19 protein-coding genes are annotated in these 23666 nt (G+C 73.7%); 9 read left to right on the forward strand and 10 right to left on the reverse strand.

The genetic code is table 11. The features are described from left to right. Positions 1-94: 94 nt before the first annotated feature. The 3 genes from pucD to ACFVGO_RS16790 are packed head-to-tail and all read right to left on the reverse strand — an operon-like array spanning position 95 to position 3842. Positions 95-2473 (reverse strand): xanthine dehydrogenase subunit D, encoded by a 2379-nt coding sequence (gene pucD / locus ACFVGO_RS16780; protein ID WP_380632393.1) that lies wholly within the window; start codon positions 2471-2473, stop codon positions 95-97. Then, entirely contained in the window at positions 2470-2958 is a 489-nt protein-coding gene (locus ACFVGO_RS16785; protein WP_359911731.1) for a (2Fe-2S)-binding protein, read from the reverse strand. The genes pucD and ACFVGO_RS16785 overlap by 4 nt, the downstream gene beginning before the upstream one ends. Beyond that, positions 2955-3842, reverse strand: coding sequence for an FAD binding domain-containing protein (locus ACFVGO_RS16790; RefSeq protein ID WP_359911728.1), 888 nt, complete (start codon positions 3840-3842; stop codon positions 2955-2957). The genes ACFVGO_RS16785 and ACFVGO_RS16790 overlap by 4 nt, the downstream gene beginning before the upstream one ends. 299 nt (positions 3843-4141) lie before the next feature. On the opposite strand from ACFVGO_RS16790, the gene ACFVGO_RS16795 reads away from it, so the two are divergent. Further along, positions 4142-5734, forward strand: coding sequence for a helix-turn-helix domain-containing protein (locus ACFVGO_RS16795; RefSeq protein WP_359911725.1), 1593 nt, complete (start codon positions 4142-4144; stop codon positions 5732-5734). Positions 5735-5774: 40 nt separating this feature from the next. Here ACFVGO_RS16795 and ACFVGO_RS16800 read toward each other — a convergent pair whose 3' ends face one another. Continuing rightward, positions 5775-6902 carry an alpha/beta hydrolase gene (locus tag ACFVGO_RS16800; protein WP_380547121.1) on the reverse strand — a complete coding sequence of 376 codons (1128 nt, stop codon included), beginning with the start codon at positions 6900-6902 and terminating at the stop codon, positions 5775-5777. Between the two features lie 310 nt (positions 6903-7212). Between ACFVGO_RS16800 and ACFVGO_RS16805 the strand changes: the two genes are divergently transcribed. The 6 genes from ACFVGO_RS16805 to ACFVGO_RS16830 all read left to right on the forward strand — a co-directional run bounded on the left by ACFVGO_RS16805 (position 7213) and on the right by ACFVGO_RS16830 (position 14042). Beyond that, positions 7213-8232: a substrate-binding domain-containing protein gene (locus tag ACFVGO_RS16805; RefSeq protein WP_359915496.1), complete on the forward strand. Its 1020-nt coding sequence runs from the start codon at positions 7213-7215 to the stop codon at positions 8230-8232. Continuing rightward, positions 8229-9275 (forward strand): ABC transporter permease, encoded by a 1047-nt coding sequence (locus ACFVGO_RS16810; protein WP_359915494.1) that lies wholly within the window; start codon positions 8229-8231, stop codon positions 9273-9275. Before ACFVGO_RS16805 ends, ACFVGO_RS16810 begins: the two co-directional genes overlap by 4 nt. Before the next feature lie 8 nt (positions 9276-9283). Then, positions 9284-10144: an ATP-binding cassette domain-containing protein gene (locus ACFVGO_RS16815; RefSeq protein WP_380632399.1), complete on the forward strand. Its 861-nt coding sequence runs from the start codon at positions 9284-9286 to the stop codon at positions 10142-10144. After that, entirely contained in the window at positions 10141-11247 is a 1107-nt protein-coding gene (locus tag ACFVGO_RS16820; protein WP_380354654.1) for an ROK family glucokinase, read from the forward strand. Before ACFVGO_RS16815 ends, ACFVGO_RS16820 begins: the two co-directional genes overlap by 4 nt. Positions 11248-11328: 81 nt before the next feature. After that, positions 11329-13119 (forward strand): gamma-glutamyltransferase, encoded by a 1791-nt coding sequence (gene ggt, locus ACFVGO_RS16825; protein WP_359913308.1) that lies wholly within the window; start codon positions 11329-11331, stop codon positions 13117-13119. Positions 13120-13193: 74 nt separating this feature from the next. After that, on the forward strand, positions 13194-14042 hold the full coding sequence (locus ACFVGO_RS16830; protein ID WP_359913305.1) for an exodeoxyribonuclease III: 849 nt from the start codon (positions 13194-13196) through the stop codon (positions 14040-14042). Here the strand turns inward: ACFVGO_RS16830 and ACFVGO_RS16835 are convergent. Further along, complete coding sequence (locus tag ACFVGO_RS16835; protein ID WP_380632404.1) at positions 13961-15469, reverse strand: lysoplasmalogenase; 1509 nt, start codon at positions 15467-15469, stop codon at positions 13961-13963. The genes ACFVGO_RS16830 and ACFVGO_RS16835 overlap by 82 nt on opposite strands. Before the next feature lie 456 nt (positions 15470-15925). Between ACFVGO_RS16835 and ACFVGO_RS16840 the strand changes: the two genes are divergently transcribed. Then, entirely contained in the window at positions 15926-17485 is a 1560-nt protein-coding gene (locus ACFVGO_RS16840) for a DUF2398 family protein (protein ID WP_359913297.1), read from the forward strand. Positions 17486-17674: 189 nt separating this feature from the next. On the opposite strand, the gene ACFVGO_RS16845 is transcribed toward ACFVGO_RS16840, so the two are convergent. From ACFVGO_RS16845 to ACFVGO_RS16855, 3 genes are all read right to left on the reverse strand, one after another. Continuing rightward, on the reverse strand, positions 17675-17854 hold the full coding sequence (locus ACFVGO_RS16845) for a hypothetical protein (RefSeq protein ID WP_359913294.1): 180 nt from the start codon (positions 17852-17854) through the stop codon (positions 17675-17677). A 120-nt stretch (positions 17855-17974) separates the two neighbouring features. Next, positions 17975-19606, reverse strand: a complete 1632-nt coding sequence (locus ACFVGO_RS16850) for a BCCT family transporter (protein ID WP_359913291.1) — start codon at positions 19604-19606, stop codon at positions 17975-17977. A 159-nt stretch (positions 19607-19765) separates the two neighbouring features. Then, complete coding sequence (locus ACFVGO_RS16855; protein ID WP_380632408.1) at positions 19766-20155, reverse strand: MerR family transcriptional regulator; 390 nt, start codon at positions 20153-20155, stop codon at positions 19766-19768. A gap of 488 nt (positions 20156-20643) precedes the next feature. Here ACFVGO_RS16855 and ACFVGO_RS16860 point away from each other — a divergent pair, with 488 nt between their 5' ends. Beyond that, a complete protein-coding gene (locus tag ACFVGO_RS16860; RefSeq protein ID WP_380632436.1) occupies positions 20644-21885 on the forward strand; it encodes a sulfite oxidase in 1242 nt (413 codons plus the stop codon). On the opposite strand, the gene ACFVGO_RS16865 is transcribed toward ACFVGO_RS16860, so the two are convergent. Continuing rightward, positions 21840-22574 carry a TetR/AcrR family transcriptional regulator gene (locus ACFVGO_RS16865; RefSeq protein WP_380632411.1) on the reverse strand — a complete coding sequence of 245 codons (735 nt, stop codon included), beginning with the start codon at positions 22572-22574 and terminating at the stop codon, positions 21840-21842. The genes ACFVGO_RS16860 and ACFVGO_RS16865 overlap by 46 nt on opposite strands. A 98-nt stretch (positions 22575-22672) precedes the next feature. Next, positions 22673-23581 carry an acyl-CoA thioesterase gene (locus tag ACFVGO_RS16870; RefSeq protein WP_380632413.1) on the reverse strand — a complete coding sequence of 303 codons (909 nt, stop codon included), beginning with the start codon at positions 23579-23581 and terminating at the stop codon, positions 22673-22675. Between the last annotated feature and the right edge of the window lie 85 nt (positions 23582-23666).

Below are 23666 nucleotides of genomic sequence, written 5' to 3' on the forward strand. Positions count from 1 at the left end.
CTGCGGACCCCGGCGTGGGCAGGGCAGCGGGTGTGGGGGCGTCCCCGGGGCCCCGGGGCGGCGGGGATGACGGTCACCGCCCCGGGGACGGGCGTCAGCCGGGCTGTTCGGTGGTCAGGTGCTCCGGCCGGACCGGGATCCGGTTGAGCGCGAGCCCGGTGGCGTTGCGGATGGCGGCCACGATGGACGGCGTCGCGGAGACGGTCGGCGCCTCGCCGACCCCGCGCAGCCCGTACGGCGCGTTGGGGTCGGGCAGTTCGAGCATCTCCACCGGGATCGGCGGGGTGTCCAGGATGGTCGGGATCAGGTAGTCGGTGAAGGAGGCGTTGCGCACCTTGCCGTCCCGCACGATGATCTCCTCCATCACCGCGAGGCCCAGCGCCTGGGTGCAGCCGCCCTGGATCTGGCCGACCACGGAGAGCGGGTTGAGCGCCTTGCCGACGTCCTGGACGGCGGTGAGCTCGACCACCTTGACCAGGCCCAGTTCCACGTCCACGTCCACCACCGCGCGGTTGGCGCAGAAGGTGTACTGGACGTGGCCGAAGCCCTGGCCGGTCTCCTTGTCGAAGGGCTGGGTGGGCCGGTGGTGGTGCTCGCGGGTCTGCTCGATGACGTCGTCGCCGAGCAGGTCGACGATGGAGACCAGCGTGCCGGCCCCGGCCGAGACCACCTTGCCGCCGGTCAGCACCAGGTCGTCGTGGGTCCAGCCGTAACGCCGGCGTCCCCGGTCGAGCAGTTCCCGGCGCACCGCCTCGGCGGCCAGCTTCACCGCGCCGCCCGTCATGTACGTCTGGCGCGAGGCGGAGGTCGAACCGGCCGACCCCACCTCGGTGTTGGCCGGGTGGATGGTGACCTGCTCGACGCCCAGCTCGGTGCGGGCGATCTGGGCGTGCACGGTGACGCCGCCCTGGCCGACCTCGGCCATCGCGGTGTGCACCATGGCGACCGGCTCGCCGCCGATCACCTCCAGCCGCACCCGGGCGGTGGAGTAGTCGTCGAAGCCCTCGGAGAAGCCGACGTTCTTGATGCCGACCGAGTAGCCGACGCCGCGCACGATCCCCTCGCCGTGCGAGGTGTTGGACAGGGCCCCGGGCAGCCGGCGGATGTCCGGGTGCTCGGTGTCCAGCGGCGGCGGCAGCGGCATCTCCTTGGCCCGCCGGAGCAGCTCGGCCACCGGCGCGGGCGCGTCGATCTCCTGCCCGGTGGGCATGACGTCGCCCTGCGAGACGGCGTTGAGCTGCCGCAACTCCACCGGGTCCATGCCCAGTTCGACGGCCAGCTTGTCCATCTGCGACTCGTAGCCGAACGCCGCCTGCACCGCGCCGAAGCCGCGCATCGCCCCGCAGGACGGGTTGTTGCTGTACAGGGCGATGGCGTGCATCCGCACGTTCGGGATGACGTACGGGCCGTGCCCGAGCGAGGCCGCGTTGCCGACCACGGCGGGGGAGGCGGAGGCGTAGGCGCCGCCGTCCAGCACGATCCGGCAGTCGGCGAAGACCAGCCTGCCGTCCCGGGTGGCGCCGTGCTCGTAGTGCATCCGCGCCGGGTGGCGGTGGACGTGGCCGAAGAAGGACTCGTCCCGCGAGTAGACGATCTTGACCGGCTTGCCGGTGTGCTGGGCCAGCAGACAGGCGTGGATCTGCATCGACAGGTCCTCGCGGCCGCCGAACGCGCCGCCGACGCCGGCCAGCGTGAGCCGGACCTTCTCCTCCGGGAGGTCGAGCACCGGGGCCATCTGCTGGCGGTCGACGTGCAGCCACTGGGTGGCGATGTAGAGGTCGATGCCGCCGTCCTCGGCGGGCACCGCGAGGCCGGACTCCGGGCCGAGGAAGGCCTGGTCCTGCATGCCGACCTCGTAGTCGCCGCTGACGATCACGTCCGCCAGCGCCCGCACCTCGTCGGTCACGCCGCGGCCGGAGACCAGCCGCTGCTCGTGGCAGATGTTGCCGTACGCATGGGACTTGTACTCGTGCGGCTCGTGCACGTACCCGTGGGTCTCCGGGTCGAGGCACTGCTCCTCGGTGACGATCGGGGTGAGCACCTCGTACTCGACCGCGATCCTCTTCACCGCGCGGCGGGCCGTCTCCGGGTGGTCGGCGGCGACCAGGGCGATCGCCTCGCCGTGGTACCGGATCCTGTCGATGGCCAGGGCCGGCTGGTCCTGGATCTCCAGGCCGTAGTACTTCGAGCCGGGGATGTCCTCGTGCGTCAGCACCGCGTACACCCCGGGCACCTTGAGCGCCTCGGAGATGTCCACCGAGAGGATGTTCGCCCGGGGGTGCGGCGAGCGCAGCGCCGTGCCCCAGAGCATGTCCTCGTGCCACAGGTCGGAGGAGTAGGCGAACTCGCCCCGGACCTTCAGGTTGCCGTCCGGGCGCAGCGGGGAGCCGCCGATGCCGTCCTTGGAGGCCTGGTTGATGTTCTGGAGGTTCTTCTGTCCCCGGATCGTCCGCCGGACCGTCCGCCCGCTCATTCCGAGGCCCCCGCTCCCGCGCAGGTGCGGGCCGAGGCCAGCCGCACCGCGTCCATGATCTTCTCGTAGCCGGTGCAGCGGCACAGGTTGCCGGACAGCGCCTCGCGGATGTCGTCGTCGCTCGGCTGCGGATCGGCGGCCAGCAGCGCGTCGGTCTGCACCAGCAGGCCGGGCGTGCAGAAGCCGCACTGGACGGCGCCGGCGTCGACGAACGCCTGCTGGACCAGGCCCAGTTCGCCGTCCTCCCCGCCCAGGCCCTCGACCGTGCGCACCTCGCGGTCCTGCACCTGGCCGGCCGCGACCAGGCAGGAGCAGACCGGGACGCCGTCCAGGTAGACCGTGCAGGAGCCGCACTCGCCCTGCTCGCAGGCGTTCTTCGAGCCCGGCAGGCCGACCCGCTCGCGCAGCACGTACAGCAGGCTCTCGCCCTCCCACACGTCGTCGGCCTCGACCGGCTTGCCGTTGGCGGTGAAAGTGACCCTCATGCCGCGCTCCTGATCTGCTTGCCGTAGTCGTTCCAGGTCCAGGTGAGGGTGCGGCGGGCCATCACGGCGAGCGCGTGCCGGCGGTAGTCGGCGGTGCCCCGCACGTCGTCGATCGGCGAGGCCGCGGCCTTGACCAGCTCGCCGAAGCGCTGGACCACCTCGGTGCCCAGCAGTTCCCCGGACTCCCACAGGCCGCGCTCGGCGAGCACGCCCCGGAGGTACTCCTCGGCCTCGACGGCGCGCCGCGGCGTGGGGGCGGCCGAACCGATGCCGGTGCCGACGGTTCCGTTCCTCGGGTGCAGGGCGAAGCCGAACGCGCAGACCGCGATCACCATGGCGTTGCGGGTGCCGATCTTCGAGAACTGCTGCGGCCCGTCCGCCACCGGGATCCGCACGGCCCGGATCAGCTCGTCGGCCTCCAGGCAGTTGCGCTTCACCCCGACGTAGAAGTCGTCGATCGGGATCAGCCGGGTGCCGCGCACCGAGGCCGCCTCGACGAACACGTCCCGTCCGGCCGCCAGCAGCGCCGGGTGCGCGTCGCCGGCCGGGGAGGCCGCGCCGAGGTTGCCGCCGACGCTGCCCCGGTTGCGGATCTGGGGGGATCCGACGGTGCGGGCCGCCAGCGCCAGCCCGGGCAGCGGACCGGACAGCTCCGCGATGATCCGGGCGTACGGGACCGCGGCGCCGAGCCGCACGACGCCGTCGTCGTTCGACCATTCGGTGAGCTCGGTGATGCGGTTCAGGTCGAGAATCGCGGATGGCCGGTGCACGTCGAAGTTCAGCTCGACCATGACGTCCGTGCCGCCCGAAAGGGGCAGCGCGGTCGGGTACTCGGCCTTCGCCGCGAGTGCCTCGTCCCAGGTGGCGGGCCGAAGGAACTCCATGCGGGTGTCTCCTCAAGTCTTCGCCCGCCGGGTGTCCGGCGGCGTGTCGCCCAGTGAACCGCTGTGACGCGGCCCACTGGCAGTCACCGATGGCATGAAGCCCCGGCTGTGAGCCCGCCCGGCATCCTGTACGTTCCTCTAAGGAGGGGAATCTCGCAGCCCGGGTGTTCGCCGGGTGCTACCTACGACCGTAGTCCGGCCGGGATGCGCGGGCTACGGACCCGCGCGCACGCCCGCTCGGTCAGGCCCTATCGTTACCCCTTCGCCCCTCCCCCCAAGCCCCGTTAAGGAGTCCGCGGATGCGCGTCCGTGACCTGCTCGCCCCCGGCGCCCCGCGACTGCGCCTGCTCGCGGCCGAGGAAGAGCTGGACCGGCAGGTCAGCGGCGTGATGACGACGGACCTCCAGGACCCGGGCCGCTACCTGCACGGCGGCGAACTGGTGCTCACCGGCATGCTCTGGCGCACCGTCCCGGCCGACTCCGAGCGTTTCGTCCGCACCCTGGCGGCCGGCGGCGCGGTGGCCCTGGCGGCCGGCGAGGCCGAGGTCGGCCCGGTGCCCGAGGACCTGGTCGAGGCCTGCCGGCGGCACCGGATGCCGCTGCTCGCCGTCCCCGACGACATCGCCTTCGGCACCGTCACCGAGTTCATCGGCCGCCAGGTCTCCGCGGACCGCGCGGCCGACCTCGCCGCCCTGGTCGACCGGCACCGCCTGCTGGTCTCGGCGGCCGGCGGCGGCGGACTGGACGCGGTGCTGGACCTGCTCGGCGGTGACCTCGACCTGGACTGCTGGGTGCTCACCCCGACCGGCGCGGTGATCGCCGGCCCCGCCGAACGGCTCTCCGCCCAGGACCGCGACCAGCTGGTCCGCGCCCACCTCGCCGCCCAGCGCCAGCGCCGCCGCCCCCCGCACCGGGCCCGGCTGGCGGCCGGTTCCTACTCGCTGCTGCCCGCCCCGGTCTCCGCCGAGCACGACGCGCCGCTGGTGGACTGGGTGCTCGCGGTGGCCGGCGACGTCACCGAGTGGACCCCCAAGCGCCAGCAGCTCGCCGAGAACCTGGCCCGGCTGGTGGCCGCCGAGCGCCACCGCCGCGACGAGGGCCGCCGGCTGCGCCGCCGCCTCGCCGACGAGGTGCTCGCCCTGCTGCGCCGCGACGCCGACCCGGCCGAGATCAGCCGCACCCTGTACGCCTCCTCGGCGATGGCCGTCGGCTACGAGATCCCCGATCCCAAGTCCCGGGCGCAGGAAGGCTCCTGGCTGGTGCTCAGTGCCGAGGGCACCGGCCTGCCGGAGGGCACCGTACGGGCGGTGCTGGAGGAGGCGCTCGGCGGCGGCGCCGACCGGGCCCTGGTCGCCGGGACGGGCACCGGCGCCGTGGTGGTGCTGCCCGCCCCGGAGGGCCCGGTGCCCGCCGACGCCCTGCGCGAGCTGCTCGCCCCGCTGGAGGCCGGGCTCGGCTCGGAGGGCCGGATCACCCTCGGGGTCTCCGCCCCCGCCTCCGGGGCCGGCGGTCTGCGCGGCGCCCTGGAGGAGGCCCGGCACGCCCGCCGGATCGCCGCCTCCCGGGTCGGCCGGGTCTGCGTCGCGGGCCCCGAGGAGCTCGCCTCGCACGTGCTGCTGCTGGCCGCCGTCCCGGACGAGGTGCGTCGCGCCTTCCGCGGCCGGCTGCTGGACAAGGTGATCGCGTACGACATCGAGCACCAGGCGGACCTGGTCCGCACCCTGGAGGCCTTCCTGCGCTCGGACGGTTCCTGGACCCGTTGCGCCGCGCAGCTGCACGTCCACGTGAACACCCTGCGGTACCGGATCGGCCGGATCGAGGAGCTGACGGGGCGTGACCTCTCCCGGCTGGAGGACCGGGTGGACTTCTACCTGGCGCTGGAGCTGGCCTGACGCCGCGCCCTGCCCGTACGGTTCGCTGCTGCCGGCCGGCCTACTGGACCGGGATGACCGAGGTCAGCCACTGGAAGGCGGCCGGGACCATCTTCTTCCACTGCTCGGTGGTGTGCGGGCCGGTGCCCTCCTCGACCTGGACGGTGGTCGGGGCCTTGGCGGCGGCGCGGATCGCCTCGCCGTCCTCGTAGCCGTCGCCCTTGGAACCGCTGACCAGCAGGGCGACCTTCGGCGGCTGCGGGGCGGTCTTCAGGATGTTGACCGGGTTGTTGGCCTCGCGCAGCTTGGCGTCCTTGCCGACCAGGGAGTCCGGCTCCTGGGCCGGGTCGTTGTAGCCGGACATCGCGATGGCGGCCCGGTACCGGTTGGGGTGGGACAGCGACAGCTTGGCGGCGCAGTGCGCGCCGGCCGAGTAGCCGGCGATCGCCCAGCGGTCCGCGGACGGGTCCGCCCGGAAGTTGTCCAGCACCATCTGCGGGACGTCGCGGGTGACCCAGGCGTCGGCGTTGATCTTGCCGGGGATGTCGGTGCAGCCCGCGTCCTGGTTGTTCAGCAGCTTCGTGCGGGGCGAGACCAGGATGAACGGGGCGACCTTGCCCTGCTGCATCAGCGGCTTGAGCTGCTCGGAGACCTTGAGGGTGCCGTACCAGGTGGAGGAGGAGCCGGGGTAGCCCGGGATCAGCTCGACCACGGGGAACTTCTTGTCCTTGAACGCCGGGTCGTTGTACTGCGGCGGCAGCCAGACCAGCACCTCGCCGTCGACCCCGGACACCTGGCCCTTGAGCTCGGTCCGCTGCACGTCGTTCGGGACGAGCGGGTCGTTCACGCCGCCGAAGCTCTGCTTGACCTTCGGCGGCTCCTTGGCGGCCTCACCGCCCTGGCCCGCCGTGGCGGCCGGGTCGACCGGCGCCAGGACGGGCACCGCGCGGACGTGGTTCCCGGTGCCGAGCAGGTCGTCCCAGTTGCCGTAGATCAGGTTGGCGTTGTTGACCATCACGAAGACCATCAGGACGGCCGTGACCTGGCAGAACATGATCATGACGATCCGGGTGAGGTAGCGCACCGGCTGCGGGCCGCCGACCTTCCCCCAGAACAGCAGCGCCACTGTGATGGACACCGGCACCAGGATGACGGTGAGGAGGAAGAATGGCGTACCTGTCAGTTCCATCGAGTTCTCGTATCGGGTCGCACGCCGCCCGGGCCCCACTCGCCCGAACGCACGTCAATGGCATCAGACGGTGATGGACCGATGATCGGTTGCCGTCCGAATCTGTGCGGAACCTGAGAGGAACATCACGTTCTCGCGATGAACCCGTTCGGATCGGCGCCTAAGTCTGCCACCCGGACAGACGTCGTCCGGACCAGATGTTCAGCGAACTACCAGGAAAGGTCCCCCGGGGCACCTTACCTCCCAGGCCATTGGGCCTGCCGGGCGAGGCGGTGCGATCCCGCGCGACCAGGGAAGGGAGACTATGGGGATGAGCATCACCCGCTTTCGCCCGTCCCGCCGCTTCTGGCCCGTGTGCGCCGTCCTGGCACTCGCGGTCACCGCGGCCGGTTGCAGCAGTACCGGAGGCAGACGCGCCGAGGAGGCCCGCGCCAAGGCCGCGGCCACCGGCGGCAGCGCCGTCACCACCCCGCGTTGGAAGGTCGCCATGGTGACCCACGCCGGAGCCGGCGACGCCTTCTGGGACACTGTGCGCAAGGGCGCCGAGCAGGCCGCCGCCAAGGACAACATCACCTTCCTGTACTCCAACGACGCGCAGACCCAGAACCAGGTCCAGCTCGTCCAGGCCGCCATCGACCAGAAGGTCGACGGCCTGCTGGTCACCCTCGCCAAGGGCGACGCCATGGCCGACGTCCTCGGCAAGGCCGAGGCCGCGGGCATCCCCGTGATCACCATCAACTCCGGCCAGGAGTTCTCGCAGAAGTTCGGCGCGCTGACCCACATCGGCCAGGACGAGTCCACCGCCGGCCAGGCGGCCGGTGCCGAGCTGGCCTCGCGCGGCCGCAAGAACGTGCTCTGCGTGATCCACGAGCAGGGCAACGTCGGTCAGGAGCAGCGCTGCTCCGGAGCCCGGTCCAAGGCCGGCGGCGCCTTCCAGGTGCTCTACGTCAACGGCGTCGACATGCCCGACGCCCGCGCCGCGATCTCCGCCAAGCTCCAGGCCGACCCGGCCATCGACACCGTGCTCACCCTCTCCGGCCCGATGGCCGCCACCGGTCTCCAGGCCGTCCAGGACGCCCGCCGCAGCGTCGAGCTGGACACCTTCGACCTGGGCACCCAGGTGGTGTCCGGGCTCAAGTCCGGCAGCGTCGGCTTCGCCGTCGACCAGCAGCCCTACCTCCAGGGCTACACGGGCGTCGACCTGATCTGGCTGTACAAGTACAACCTGAACATGCTCGGGGGCGGCAAGCCCGTCGAGACCGGTCCGCAGATCCTGACCAAGGACAACGCCGACGCGCTCGCCGAGTACGTCGCGAGGGGGACCAGGTGAGCAGCCCCGACCTCCTCGCCCACGACGGCCTGGTCGACGGCCGCCCGGCGGCCCTGCGGCGGCTCCTCGCCCGCCCCGAGCTGGGCGCGCTGATCGCCGCCGTCGCGGTCTTCGCGGTCTTCGCCGCCGTCGCCGAACCCTTCCTGCGGGTCTCCTCGCTGGGCACCGTGCTGTACGCGGCCTCCACCATCGGGATCATGGCGGTGCCGGTCTCGCTGCTGATGATCGGCGGCGAGTTCGACCTCTCGGCCGGCGTACTGGTCACCACCGCGGCGCTGACCTCCTCGATGGTCTCGTACCAGTTCACCGCGGTGACCTGGGTCGGCGTGCTGGTCTCGCTGGCGACCACGCTGGCCGTCGGCTGGTTCAACGGGTGGATGCTCGGCCGCACCAGGCTGCCCAGCTTCATCGTCACGCTCGGCACCTTCCTGATGCTGACCGGCGCCAACCTGGGCGTCACCAAGGCGATCTCCGGCACCGTCTCCACCAAGTCGATCTCCGACATGGAGGGCTTCGCCTCCTGCCGCTGGCTGTTCGCCTCCGAGGTGACCGTCGGCGGGCTGACGATCAAGGCCACCGTCTGGTGGTGGCTCGGCCTGCTCGCGGTCGGCAGCTGGGTGCTGCTGCGCACCCGCTTCGGCAACTGGATCTTCGCGGTCGGCGGCGACGCGGAGGCGGCCCGCGCGGTCGGCGTGCCGGTCGCCCGGACGAAGACCCTGCTCTACCTGGGCGTCGGCTTCGGCGCCTGGGTGCTCGGCCAGCACCTGCTGTTCTCCTTCGACACCGTGCAGTCCGGCGAGGGCGTCGGCAACGAGCTGATCTACATCGTCGCGGCCGTCATCGGCGGCTGCCTGATCACCGGCGGCTACGGCTCGGTGGTCGGCTCCGCGCTCGGCGCGCTGATCTTCGGCATGGTCAGCAAGGGGATCATCTACGCCCAGTGGAACCCGGACTGGTTCAAGTTCTTCCTCGGTGCGATGCTGCTGCTGGCCGCGCTGCTGAACGCCTACGTCAAGCGCCGGGCCGAGCGGGGGCCGCGATGAGCACGGACATGACGAGCGCGGCCGCGGCGGGCACCGAACTGCTCTCCCTGGAGGGCGTCGGCAAGAGCTACGGCACCGTCCGCGCGCTGCAGGACGTCTCGCTGACCCTGCGGGCCGGCGAGATCAGCTGCGTGCTCGGCGACAACGGGGCCGGCAAGTCCACCCTGATCAAGATCATCGCGGGGCTGCACCAGCACGACGAGGGCACCTTCACCGTCGGCGGCGAGGAGGTCCGCCTGGACTCCCCGCGCCAGGCCCTGGAGCGCGGCATCGCCACCGTCTACCAGGACCTCGCGGTCGTCCCGCTGATGCCGGTCTGGCGCAACTTCTTCCTCGGCTCCGAGCGGGGCACGCGCCGCTGGGGCGGCCTGCGGCTGGACGCCGACGGGATGCGCGCCACCACCCGCGAGGCGCTCGCCAGGATGGGCATCGACCTGTACGACGTCGACCGGCCGATCGGCACCCTCTCCGGCGGGCAGCGCCAGTGCGTGGCCATCGCCCGCGCGGTGCACTTCGGCGCCAGGGTGCTGATCCTGGACGAGCCCACCGCCGCGCTCGGCGTCAAGCAGTCCGGAGTGGTGCTCAAGTACGTCACCGCCGCCCGCGACGCCGGGCTCGGGGTCGTGCTGATCACCCACAACCCGCACCACGCGTACCTGGTCGGCGACCACTTCACCCTGCTCAAGCGGGGCCGGATGGCGGGCAGCCACCCGCGGGCCGAGATCGGCCTCGAACAGCTCACCACCGAGATGGCCGGGGGCTCCGACCTCGCCGAGCTCTCGCACGAGCTGGCCCGGCCCTCCGTTTCCGACCCCCGCGACCCCGACCCCCGTGACCCCGACCCAGGCGAGGAGCGTCCGCAGCCGTGACCGGCTCCCAAGGCAGCACCCGGCCACCCGTCCTGCCCACCCTGCTCGGCCTCGGCCCGCGCGCCGAGCGCCGCCGCCGCGCCCTGCCCGCCGGGATACTGCGGCTGCCCACCATCGGCGTCGACATCGGCGGCACCAAGGTGGTCGCCGGGGTGGTGGACGGCGAGGGCAAGGTGCTGGAGAAGCTGCGCACGGACACGCCGCACAAGAGCAAGAGCCCCAAGGTGGTCGAGGACGTCATCGTCGAGCTGGTGCTCCAGCTCGCCGACCGGCACGACGTCCACGCCGTCGGCATCGGCGCGGCCGGCTGGGTCGACGCCGACCGCTCCAAGGTGCTGTTCGCCCCGCACCTCAACTGGCGCAACGAGCCGCTCCGGGAGGCGCTCAGCGAGCGGCTGCGCTTCCCGGTGATCGTGGAGAACGACGCCAACGCGGCCGCCTGGGCCGAGTGGCGCTTCGGCGCCGGGCGCGGCGAGGACCACATGGTGATGCTCACCCTGGGCACCGGCATCGGCGGCGCGGTGGTCCGGGACGGCTACGTGGACCGCGGCAAGTACGGCCTGGCGGGCGAGTTCGGGCACATGCAGGTGCTGCCCGGCGGCCACCGCTGCCCGTGCGGCAACCGGGGCTGCTGGGAGCAGTACTCCTCCGGCAACGCGCTGGTGCGCGACGCGCGCGAGCTGGTCGCCGAGGAGTCGCCGGTGGTGCAGCCGCTGCTGGCCCGGGCGGGCGGCACGGTCGAGGGCATCACCGGCCCGCTGGTCACCGAGGCCGCCCAGGACGGCGACCCGACCGCGACCGAGCTGCTCTACGAGGTCGGCACCTGGCTCGGCGTCGGCATCGCCAACCTGGCCGCCGCGCTGGACCCCGGTCGCTTCGTCATCGGCGGCGGGGTCTCCGAGGCGGGCGACCTGCTGCTCGGCCCGGCCCGGGACACCTTCCGCCGCACCCTCACCGGGCGCGGGTTCCGCCCGGAGGCCGCCATCGTGCACGCCGCCCTCGGCAACGAGGCGGGCCTGGTCGGCGCGGCCGACCTGGCCCGGCAGGTGGCGCGGCGCTTCCGCACGATCAAGCGGCGGCGGGTGGAGCGCAGCGCGCTGTAGGCGGGGGCGGGGCGGTGCGGTTGTCGGATCATTCCTCCTGTGGAACAACTGATGAGTTGACGTCGACTCAGGAGGACTCGTATGAGAGCTCTGCCCCGCCTCGCGCCGTCTCTGTTACTCACCACCGCACTGGTCTGGTCCGGCGTCGGGCCGGCCGGCGCCGCGGCCCCGCCGTCGAAGGCGCCGGAGGCGGTGGGCTGGGGCGGTGCGGTGGCCACCGTCGACGCCGACGCCACCGCCGCCGGCATCGAGGTGCTGCGCAAGGGCGGCAACGCGGTCGACGCGGCCGTCGCCGCCGCCGCGGCCCTCGGGGTCACCGAGCCGTACTCCTCCGGCGTCGGCGGCGGCGGGTACTTCGTCTACTACGACCACGCCACCGGACGGGTGCACACCATCGACGGCCGCGAGACGGCCGGCCGCACCGCCGACAGCGGCCTGTTCCTGGAGGACGGCAAACCGCTGGCCTTCGCCGACGCCGTCACCAGCGGACTGTCCGTCGGAGTGCCCGGCACCCCCGCCACCTGGGACGCCGCGCTGCGCCACTGGGGCACCCGCTCGCTCGCCCAGAACCTCGAACCGGCCGAGCGGATCGCCGACAACGGCTTCGTCGTCGACGACACCTTCCGCAGCCAGACCGCCGACAACTACGCCCGGTTCAAGGACTTCCCGGCCACCGCCAAGCTCTACCTGCCGAACGGCAAACCCCCCGAGACCGGCAGCCTGCTGCGCAACCCCGACCTCGCCGCCACCTACCGGCTGCTCGCCAAGGACGGCGTCAAGGCCTTCTACCAGGGTGAGTTGGCCGGGGACATCGTCAACACCGTGCAGCACCCGCCGGTCGACCCGGCCTCCGGCCGCAACGCCCGCCCCGGCCGGGTCGACACCACCGACCTCGCCGACTACCGGGTCCGCGACCAGGCGCCCACCCACGTCTCCCACGGCGCCTACGACGTCTACGCGATGGCCCCCTCCAGCTCCGGCGGCACCACCGTCGGCGAGGCGCTCAACATCCTGGAGGACGGCGGCGACGTCTCCGCGTACAGCAGCACCCAGTACTACCACCACTTCCTGGAGGCCTCCCGGATCGCCTTCGCCGACCGCAACCGCTGGGTCGGCGACCCGGCCTTCAACGACGTCCCCACCAAGCAGCTGCTCTCCGAGCGCTACGCCGCCTCCCGGGCCTGCCTGATCAGCCCGGACCACGCGCTCACCAGCCCGCTCGCCCCCGGCGACCCGCGCCACCCGGCCCCCTGCGCCGACACCGGCCAGGCCGTCGCCGAGCCGTACGAGGGCCCCAACACCACCCACCTGACGGTCGCCGACCGCTGGGGCGACATCGTCTCCTACACGCTCACCATCGAGCAGACCGGCGGCAGCGGCATCACCGTCCCCGGCCGGGGCTTCCTGCTCAACAACGAGCTGACCGACTTCGACTTCACCCCGCTCGCGCCCGGCGTCCCCGACCCCAACCTGCCGGGCCCGGGCAAGCGGCCGCGCTCCTCGATGTCCCCGACGATCGTGCTGCGCGACGGCGAGCCGGTGCTCGCGACCGGCAGCCCCGGCGGCGCGACCATCATCACCACCACCCTCCAGGTGCTGCTCGGGCGGCTCGACCGCGGCCTGAGCCTGGAGCAGGCCATCGCCGCGCCGCGCGCCAGCCAGCGCAACGGCGCCACGACCCAGGCCGAGCCCGGCTTCCTGGCGCTGCCCGAGCGGGCAGCGCTGGAGGGCCTCGGACAGAGCTTCGTCAACGGCGGCGAGATCGGCGCCGCCACCGGCGTGGAACGGCTGCCGGACGGCCGCTGGGTGGCCGCCGCCGAACCCGTGCGGCGCGGCGGCGGCTCGGCCGCGGTGGTCCGGCCCGCGCGCTGATCGGGCCGGACTGTCGGTGCCGGACGGTATGTTCGGGGTGGGCCTCCCGCGCGAGGGCGGCCCACCCCGTCCGCATGCCCGTCCGCACCGAACCACCGGGAAGGCCGCCCGCCGTGACCGTCCGCATCGCCACCTGGAACATCAACTCCGTCACCGCGCGGCTGCCCAAGCTCCTGGAGTGGCTGGAGAGCGCCAAGCCCGACGTGCTCTGCCTCCAGGAGCTCAAGTGCGCGGCCGACGCCTTCCCGTACGAGGCGGTCCGCGAGCTCGGCTACGAGACGGCCGCGCACGGCAACGGCCGCTGGAACGGCGTCGCGATCGTCTCCCGGATCGGCCTGGACGACGTCGTGCGCGGCCTGCCCGACCAGCCCGGCTACCTCGCCGACGGCGCCCTGCTGCCCGAGGTCGAGCCGCGCGCCGTCGCCGCCACCTGCGGCCCGGTCCGGGTCTGGTCGGTCTACGTGCCCAACGGCCGCGAGGTCGGCCACCCGCACTACGAGTACAAGCTGGAGTGGCTGGAGGCGCTGCGCAAGGCCGCCACCGAGGACGCCGCGGGCTCCCGCCCGTTCGCCGTCCTCGGGGACTTCAACATCGCCCCCACCGACGAGGACGTCTTCGACGCCGCCGCCTTCGAGGGCCTCACCCACGTCACCCCGGTCGAGCGCGCCGCGCTGACGTCCCTCGGCGAGATCGGCCTCCAGGACGTGCTGCCCCGCCCGCTCAAGTACGACCGCCCCTACACCTACTGGGACTACCGCCAGCTGGCCTTCCCGAAGAACCGGGGCATGCGGATCGACCTCACCTACGCCAACAAGCCCTTCGCCGACGCCGTCACCGACAGCTACGTGGACCGCGAGGCCCGCAAGGGCAAGGGAACCTCGGACCACGCGCCGGTCGTGGTGGACCTGGACCTCGACGTCTGAGCCGCGCCGCGGACGTCACGCCGGGTCACGGGCCGTAACCCGAACGGTCGTGAGCGCTGGCCGAGCGCGGGGCGGGTGCCTACCGTCGGTGAATGACCGGGTGCAGTCGCTCGACCAGGTGGACATGGGAGTCCCCGGCTGCGCCCGAGAATCCCGGAGGTTCCGGCATGCGCCCCACGTGTACGGCCGCCGCCGTCCTGATCGGCGCGACGGCGCTGACCGGCCTGACGGCCCCCCTCGCATCCGCCAGGGACGGCTCGGCCTCGGTCAGCCCGTCCCGGGCCGCACCGGGCCAGACCGTGACGGTCACGGTCTCCTGCGAGAAGTCGGACAAGCCCGACGCCAGGACCATCACCGCCCGCTCCGCCGCCTTCGAGGGCGGTCCCGCGACCCTCACCCTGGGCCCCGACGGCAAGCACAGCGGCTCCGCCCGACTGGCCGGCCAGCACGCCGGGGACAGCAAGGTCGACGGCACCTGCCCGGACGGCGGCGCCTTCGCGACCACCGTCACGGTCGCCACCGCGGCCTCCACCACCCCGGACAGGAGCACCGACAAGGACGCCCGGACGGACCCCGACAAGAGCCTCGGCGAATGGGGCGAGGCCGCGGGGGAGTGGGCCGGTTCGCTCGGGCAGTCCGGCGCCGGCAGCCAGCAGGTCGCCCCGCACGGCGCGGTGCAGACCGGCCTCGGCGGCTCGGTCGCGGCGAACCCGGCGGAGCTGGCCGGCGGCCTCGCGGTGCAGCCGGTCCTGGTGCCGGAGGGTGCCGTCGGCCAGCAGGTACTGGGCCAGCACATAGGTCGCCATGATCCAGAACTGATGGCCCGGCAGCTCCCGCCACTTCGCCAGCTGGGTGGCGATCAACGTGTCGGAGAGCAGGAACAGCGCCCCGCCCAGCCCGGTCCGCCAGCCCAGCCCGGCCGAGGTGACGGCCGTCGAGGCGAGCAGCAGGCTGTAGCCCGCCACCGGGACGCGCAGGTCCCCGAGGTCCGGCCAGAGCTGCCCGACCAGGGTCACCCAGGCCGTCGCGTACGCGGCCGCGACCATCAGCGCCCGGCGGCGGTCGGTGAGCGCGCCGCGCTTGACGAACATCGTCACGTAGCAGACGTGCGCCGCCGCGAACGAGCCCATGCCCGCGAGGAACGCGGGATCGTTCTTCAGCTGGAGCAGCACGTCCCCGCCCGCGCTCAGCAGCAGGGCCGGCGCCAGCAGCTTCGGCGCCTCCTGCCCGGCCTTCCTGGCCGCCGCCACGCTCTGGGCCGCCAGCAGCGGCATCAGGGCCGGCTTGGTGGCGTTCTGGAGCACCGAGGCGCCGGAGACGATCGCGCCCAGGTGCGCCGCCGAGGTGGCCGCGAAGCCGCCCAGCAGGCCGGTGGCCGAGCGCAGGCGTGCCCCGAGGCCGGCGCGGTCGGTGGTACGGACAGTCATGCGTGCGCCTCTCGGTGATCCGCTGCTTCGGACCGACCCTAGAGGAGCCGGACCGGCGGCGGAAGGGCGGGTTACCGGTGCGTAACCCCGGTGGGCGGAGCCGGATGACGGGGCGGCCGGCAGGCGGAGCGCGGGCGACCGCTTCGAGGGCTCCTGCGGAGAGTTCCTCAGGAGGGCGGTTGCTGCCGACGGGTGGCCCGGGCACCGTCTAGTCTGGACCCCGACATGGATCAGCAGGACTACGCGGTCGGCGCCACCCGGGTGGCTGGCAGGCCGGACGGACGCGCGGGCGGGGCAGGACGGGGAACCGCCCACGCCGTCCTCGCCGTACGCGAAGCCGGTCCTGACGGTGGTCCCGCTGCCGGCTCCGCCACCGGTTCCGCCGGCGGACCTGGAACCGGCCCCGCCGACAGGGGACCTGGGACGGGCGCGGCGAGCGGTGCCGACGACGTGCGGGTGACCGACCCCCCGGCCGCCGACGTGACGCTCTCGCCCGATCCGGGGCTGCTGCGCCTGGCCCACTGGTTCGCCGCCGCCGCCCCCGGCACCGCCGACGACCTCTGCGCCGCCTCCTTCGGCCTCTATCCCGCCCGCCACCTCGGCGCCGCCGCCGAGCCCGCCGCCGATCCCGGCGTCAGCTGGTGGCACGGCCCCACCGCGCACTCGGCCGTGCCGGCGCGCCTCCGGGAGGACCGCACCGAGGGCGGCCTGCGCCGCGCCCGGCGCGACGACGCCGCGCTGCCCGTCGTCCGGTCAGGTGCCAAGCCGGGCAGGCCGGGCCGGCACCGCAGGCCCGAGCCCACGCGGGTGACGCCGCCCACCGTCGTGGCCCAGGACCGTTCCGGCGAGGAGCTCCCCTCGGCCGAACGCCGGATCGCCGCCCGGCTGTTGCTCGCCCATCCGCTGGTCACCGCCTCCGGTCCGCACGCCGACGGCTTCCCGCTGATCCGCCGTCACCGGGACTGGCTGGCCGAACGGTTCGACACCCTGCTCGGCTACCGCCTCGTCGTCGGCCCCTGGCACGCCCGGCTCTGCAAGGCCGGCCTCGGCCCCGACGCCGCCCGCCGCCTCGAACACCCCGTCACCGGGGCGCCGTTCACCCCGGCAGGGTACGCCCAACTCGCCCTCGCACTGGCCCTGTTGGTCGACGCCCCGGAGGAGCTGGACTACCGGCGGCTGCTCGACGCAATGGGCGCCGCCGCTCCCGAACTCACCGCCGAACCGGCCGACCTCGCGATGGCGCTGGCCGCGCTGGCCGGCTGGCAGGTGCTCGGCGAGCTGCCGCCCGACCCGGCCGACGGCTCCTTCGTGCTGACCGTGGACCGCGAACTCGCCCGTGCCGTCCCGGCCGGCCCGCCCGCCCTCGCCGACGACGCCGCCGACCTGATCCGCCGCGCCGCCGACGCCGAGCCCGCCACCGCCGTCCGCCGGCTGCTCGCCGAGACACCCGCCGTCCTGGCCGCCGACCTCCCCGAGGACCACCGGGCCTGGCTGCAGGACCACCGGCTCAGCGGCCCGGCGGCGCTCGCCGAGTTCCTCGGCCTGGAGGCCGAGCTGCGGGCCGAGGGCGTCGCCCTGCTCGACCCGGCCGCCGAACTCACCGACCTCGCCCTCCCCGGTGCCGACACCGTCGCCCAGGCCGCCCTGCTGCTGGTCGAGCGCCTGGTCGAGGAGGTCCGCCCGCTGCCCGGCGAGGCGGTGGCCGGAGACGTCCCGATCCCGGACGCGCTGATAGACGGCGTCCTCGGCGACATCGCCGACGAGTACGGGCTGCCCGCCCGCTACCTCGCCGACCGCACCGCCCTGCGGCGAGACGCCCTCGACCTGCTCCACCGCCTCGCCCTGATGGCCCCCACCCCCCACCCGACCCGGCCCCCGGCCTGGCGCCTGCGCCCCCCGGCCGCCCGCTACGCCCCGGCTCCCGACCTCCACCCCACCCCCGGCAACGGCCGCCACTCGCGCCCCGGCCCGCTGGTCCCGCCCCCGGCCGGCCCCCGCGCCGAGCAGCGGGCGTAGCGGGGGACGCCGCTCTCCGGCGGCGGGGCCCGGCTCGGGCGGAGGGCGCGACGGGCTCGGGCCGGGAAGCATGGTGGCTCCGGGCCGGGAAACGCGACGGGCTCGGGCCGGGGAGCGTGGTGGTTCCGGACCGGGAGAGCAAGAAGCACCGGGTCCGGGGCGGGACCGCGGTGCCGGGCGGGGCGGTTGCTACTTGCTGGCGGAGGCGCTGGCCAGGGGGCCGTGTTCGACGGTTTCCACGGTGGCGCCGACGCCCAGGGTGCCGAGGGCGATGGAGACGAGGACGGCGGTGGCGGCGAGCAGCCGGCGGTGCCGTTGGGGCAGGGGGAAGCGCGGTTCCTGGTGGGGCGCCTGAGGGTTGGCGTTCATGACAGGGAGGTTTCCAGGGCGGCGTGAACGGTCGGTACGCGCGGGTGAAGTCCCGAGGGGGGTTTGGCGTCGGTTGGCCGCACACGCCCCAACCGTCGCCGGCCGGGGCGTATGCGCAGGTCAGCGGCGTGTGCCGGACTCGCCGACGGCCTCCCGGACGGCGTCCCGCAGGCCGTGCGGCGGCCGGAAGCGGGAGGGTGCGGCGGCCGGGTCCTCGCGGAGCTCCTTCACCAGCGAGACGCACAGCAGCAGCATCACCACCACGAACGGCAGCGCGACCAGGATCGTCGCGTTCTGCAGCGCGGTCAGCCCGCCGGCCAGCAGCAGGGCCGCCGCGACCCCGCCCATCAGCACGCCCCAGACCACCACCAGCCAGGTCCGCGGATGCAGCGAGCCCCGGCTGGAGAGCGAGCCGAGCACCAGCGAGGCCGAGTCGGCGCTGGTGATGAAGAAGGTCATCACCAGCAGCACCGCGACCACGCTGGTCACCGAGCCGAGCGGCAGCGAGCGCAGCATTTCGAACAGTGAGGCCTCCGGGCCCTGCGGGATGGTCGCGACCAGGTCGGCCGCACCGGTGGTGACCAGCCGGATCGCGGTGCCGCCCATCACGCAGAACCAGATGACCGTCGCCCCGCTGGGCACCAGCAGCACGCCGAGCAGGAACTGCCGGACGGTGCGGCCGCGCGAGATCCGGGCGATGAAGGTGCCGACGAAGGGCGCCCAGGAGAGCCACCAGGCCCAGTAGAAGATCGTCCAGGAGCCGAGCCAGCCCTCGTCGGTGAAGGCACCGGTCTGGGTGGACATGGCGAGCAGGTCGGAGAGGTAGCCGCCGACCGAGGAGGGGATCGCGTCCAGCACGAACACGGTCGGACCGACCACGAAGACGAAGACCATGATCAGCGAGGCGAGCACGACGTTCGCGGTGGAGAGCCACTTCACGCCCTTGTGCACCCCGGAGAAAGCGGAGACCACGAACGCGGCGCTCAGCGAGGCGATGATGATCAGCTGGGCGTTCTGGGTGTTGCGGACGGACGAGATGTAGCCGAGCCCGTCGGCGACCTGGAGCGCGCCGAGGCCGAGGCTGGTCGCGGAGCCGAAGACGGTGGCGAACACGGCCAGCAGGTCGATCGTCCGCCCGGCCCAGCCGTCCGCGCCGCGCTGTCCGATCAGCGGGACGAAGGCGGCGGAGATCCGGTTGCCCCGGCCCTTGCGGAAGGTGGTGTAGGCGAGGGCCAGGCCGCCGACCGCGTAGATCGCCCACGGGTGCAGGGTCCAGTGGAAGAGCGAGAACTCCAGGGCCTGCTGGGCGGCGGCCGAGCTCTGCGGCTCCAGGCCGGAGCCGGGCTGCGGGGTGGCGAAGAGCTGGAGCGGCTCGCCGACGCCGTAGAACATCAGGCCGATGCCCATGCCGGCGCTGAACATCATGGCGATCCAGGCGACGGTGGAGAACTCGGGCTCGTCGTCGTCGCGGCCGAGCCGGATCCGGCCGAAGCGGCTGAACGCGAGCAGCAGGGCGACGACGAGGAAGACGTCGGCGGCCACCACGAACAGCCAGCCGAAGTTGTGCAGCACCCAGTCGAGCGCCGTGTCGGAGGTGCGGCCGAGCGAGTCCTCGGCGAAGACGCCCCACGCGACCACCGCCAGGACCAGGACGGCGCCGATGCCGAACACCGCCCGGTCGACCGGAAGGGTCGCGGCGGGTTCGTCGGGCTCCTTCGCGGGCGGGTCGGGCTGGGGCGGCTGGCTGCTCATCGGATGGACCTCTCGACATACTCGGCGCGTCCGGAGCGCTCGGACTGTCGGAACGCTCGGAACGCTCGGGATCAAGCTGTATGTCGCACTATGTCCAGTTCACTCCGCCGGTGGCGGGACGGCGCGCCGGGGGAGCGCCGGGTCGGGACCTACGTCCCGTCAGGCCGCCCGCCCCTCGCCGTAGTCGTGCTCGTGCCCGGAGTCGCGCGCGGTGGCGAGGCAGTGGGAGAGCGCCCGGCGGCTGCGGGAAAGGTCCTCGATCCGCGCGTCCAGGTCGGCGAGCTCGTCGTGCAGGGTGGCCAGCAGCTCCGGGCAGGCCTCCAGGACCGGGACGGGACCGGTGGCGCAGGGCAGCAGCTCGGCGATGATCCGGGTGCTCAGACCGGCCGCGAGCAGACTGCGGATCTGCCACACCCGGACGGTGTCCTGCTCGCCGTACTCGCGGTGGCCGGCCGCCGTACGGTCCGGCCTGAGCAGGCCCTGCTCCTCGTAGTAGCGGAGCAGGCGGGTGGACACCCCGGTCAGGCGGGCGAGTTCTCCGATGCGCATGACCCGGCGAACGACGCCGCTCGCCGGGGTGTTCCCCGGGGGGCGGTCAGCCCTTGAGGAACTCCAGTGCCACGTCGCGCAGTTCGCACGTCGGCGTGGGCGGCCGGCCAGGAGGTCCGGGAGAGCGGGGTGGCTGACATCGGGTGCTCCTTCGCGGGCCGGGGTTTCGCCGACAGCGGGAACGGTAGGTGTTCACACCAGTGAGAAGGTCGAGCCGGAGAGCGGGAGCCCGCCCGGGACAGCCTTCGGGTCCCGGCTCTGGTCGCGCGCACCGGCGAACCGTCCACGCCGACACGGAAGGAACGCCGTTCATGGACGACGAGGTCCGTACCCCGGACGAAGCAGCCCCGACGCAGGCCGCCGGGACCGCGGCCACCCCGACGCAGGACGCCCCGGCGCTGGATGCCCCGGACCAGGACGGCCCGGAGCAGGACGGCCCGGCGCAGCCCGTCCGGGACGACGGGGTGGACCGCCGGACGGTGCTGCGGATGGTCTCCGCCGCCGGGGTGCTCGTCGCGCCCGTCCCGGCCGCCCCGCTGCCCGCCGCGGGCCGGGCGGCCGCCGAGGAGGTGCCCGCGCCCGGCCCCCTGCCCGGGCCCGGTTCCCTGCCCGGGCCCGTGCCCGGGATCGTCAAACCGCTGCCCGCCGAGTGGTTCGTGCCGCGCGGCACCAACGCCGAGACGCGCTGGGACGCCTTCCGCGACGCCGACGGCCGTGCCGCCGTCCACCGGCACGTGCCGGTGGAGCGGTTCTTCGTCCGCAACCACACCAGCACCCCGCTGATCGACCCCGGCACCTGGCGCCTCAGGCTCTTCGGCAGCGGCCTGCGCGGTGCCCCGACGGCCGGGCGCCCGGTCGAGTTCGGCCTGGACGACCTGCGGGAGCTGCCGTCCACCCGGATCAGCGCGCTGATCGAGTGCGCCGGCAACGCCCGCAGCTACTACCCCGGCCAGCAGAACCAGCCCGTCCCGGGTACGCCGTGGACCCTCGGCGGCATCGGCTCGGCGAGCTGGCGCGGCGTCCGGCTGGCCGAGGTGCTGCGGGCCGCGGGGCTGACCGGGGCGGCGGTGGACGTGCTGCCCACCGGCCTGGACCCGGACTTCGTCGCCGGCGGCACCAACTACGGACCGGTGCGCCGCCCGCTGCCGATCGCCAAGGCGCTGGACGACGTGCTGCTCGCGTACGAGATGAACGGCGAGCCGCTGACCCCGGACCACGGCGCCCCGGCCCGGCTGGTGGTGCCCGGCTGGGTGGGCATCGCCTCGATCAAGTGGGTGGGCAGCGTGGAGGTCGCCGACCACCGGCTGTACTCGCCGTGGAACACCGACTTCTACCGGATGTTCGGCCCGGAGTACCCGCCGGGCGGCGGCGACCCGCTCACCGAGCAGGTGGTCAAGAGCGCCTTCGAGCTGGCCGCCGGTGCGCGGCTGGCGGCGGGGCGCGAGCACCGGCTGCACGGGCGCTCGTGGTCCGGGGCGGCGGCGGTGCGCCGGGTCGAGGTGAGTGCCGACGGCGGCCGGACCTGGCGGCGCGCCGAACTGCGCGACGAGCCGCGGGCCGACGGGTGGACGCGCTGGAGCTTCGACTGGCGCCCCGAACGGCCCGGTCGGTACGAGCTGCGCGCCCGCGCCACGGACCGCCGGGGCAACACCCAGCCCGAGCGGGCGGTGTTCAACCGGGAGGGCTACCTGTTCGGTGCGGTGGTGGCCCACCCGGTGACGGTGGTCTGAGCCGCGGCAGTGGTCCGCGACCAAGCGGTGGTCCGCGCCGCGCCGGTGGACTGGACCTCGTACGGGGCCGGGTACCGCGTCTCGTACGGGGTCAGCACCAGCCGCACCACGTCCTCCAGGCGCCGCCGGGCGTCCCCGAGGGTGGTGCGGCCGGTCACCCAGGCGGTCAGCTCGCCCTGCCAGGCGTGGGCGACGATGTGCCGCACCAGGTCGCTCGCGGCGGCCGGCACCTCGGTCGTCACGGCTTGCAGGGCGGTGCTGTCGGCCCGGGCCATGCCTTGCAGGGCCTCGCTGGCGAACGGATCGGTGGAGGCGGCCACGGCCACCCTCAGCCGGGCGAGTTCGGGCTGCCGCTGGTAGGCCCGCATCCCGCCCCGGACGAACCGGACCGCCCGGTCGGTGGCCCCCGGCCCGGCTCTCGGTCCGCGCAGCTCGGCCACCAGGTCGGCCAGCAGGAGGCGATGCCACTCGGCGATCGCCGCCGCCAGGAGGTGGTCCTTGGAGGAGAAGTAGCGGTACGCCGTCCCCAGGGCGACTCCGGACCGCTCGCAGACCTGCTTCATCTGCATCCGCTCGACGCCGATCTCGTTCACCAGGGCGAGCGCGGCCGCGATCAGGCTTTCGCGGCGTTCGAGCTGACGCGGAGACATCGCCTCCACCGGCCGTGGTGACAGGTCAACCTTGGTCACCCGCACCATGATACGGGCCGGGGCCGCTCAGGAGTATGACGCCGTCCGGCCGCCTTCCGTTCGTCCTGGGGTCACCGGGGTACCGGGAGTGCCGGGTGTCACGAGGGGTCGCGGATCAGCGCCTCCTGGACGGCGGAGGCGACCAGCCGGCCGTCCAGGTCGTAGAACTCGCCGAGCGCCAGGCCCCGGCCGTCCGAGGAGGACGGGCTGCGCTGGGCGAACAGCAGCCACTGGTCGGCCCGGAACGGGCGGTGGAACCACATCGCGTGGTCCAGCGAGGCCATCAGCAGCCGGGGCGGTTCGGTGCGCTGGAAGAAGTTCGGCTGCTTGTTCAGCCCGGCGGTGGAGGCCAGGGTGAGGTCGGACAGGTAGGTCAGCGCGCCGGCGTGCAGCAGCGGGTCCCCGTCCGGCAGCGGCGAGGCGGTGCGCATCCAGACGAACTGCTGGAGCAGTCCGGGGACGGCCGTCGGCAGCCCCGGGGTGTCCGCCGGGACGAAGCGCACGTCGAGGTCGCGGAAGCCGCCGTCCGCGGCGAGCGCCCGGCGGACCTGCTCGGGCAGCCCGGCGACGGAGTTCGGCAGCGACTCCGGGTGGGGCAGCGTCGGGATCTCGCGCTGGCGGTCGGCGGCCGGCTCGGGGTGCTTGAAGGAGACCGAGAGGGTGAAGACCTCGTGCTCCTGCTGGAGGGCCGTCACCCGGCGGGTGGTGTAGGACGTGCCCTCGCGGACCCGCTCGACCAGGTAGTCGATCGGCCGGGCGGGGGAGCCCGGCCGCAGGAAGTAGCCGTGCAGCGAGTGCACCGGGCGCCGGTCCGCGCAGGTGCGGCCGGCGGCGACGAGCGCCTGCGCGGCGACGTGGCCGCCGAAGGCGCGCATCGGGGCGCCGGCATGGCAGTAGCCCCGGAACGTGTTCTCGTTCAGCTGCTCGATCTCCAGCAGCCCGGCGAACGAGGTGGCCGGGCTGGGCTCCTGTTCGGCCGGGATGCGCTGTTCAGTCAGGTCTGTCACGGGCCAATAGTGGCAGAAGCCAACCGTATGGCGATATGACCCGGGTAACGTCCGGGTGCTCGGAAATCGGATAGAACACGTTTCA

It is taken from the genome of Kitasatospora sp. NPDC057738 (genome assembly GCF_042798815.1).
GTDB classification, from domain to species: Bacteria; Actinomycetota; Actinomycetes; order Streptomycetales; family Streptomycetaceae; genus Kitasatospora; species Kitasatospora lactacystinica.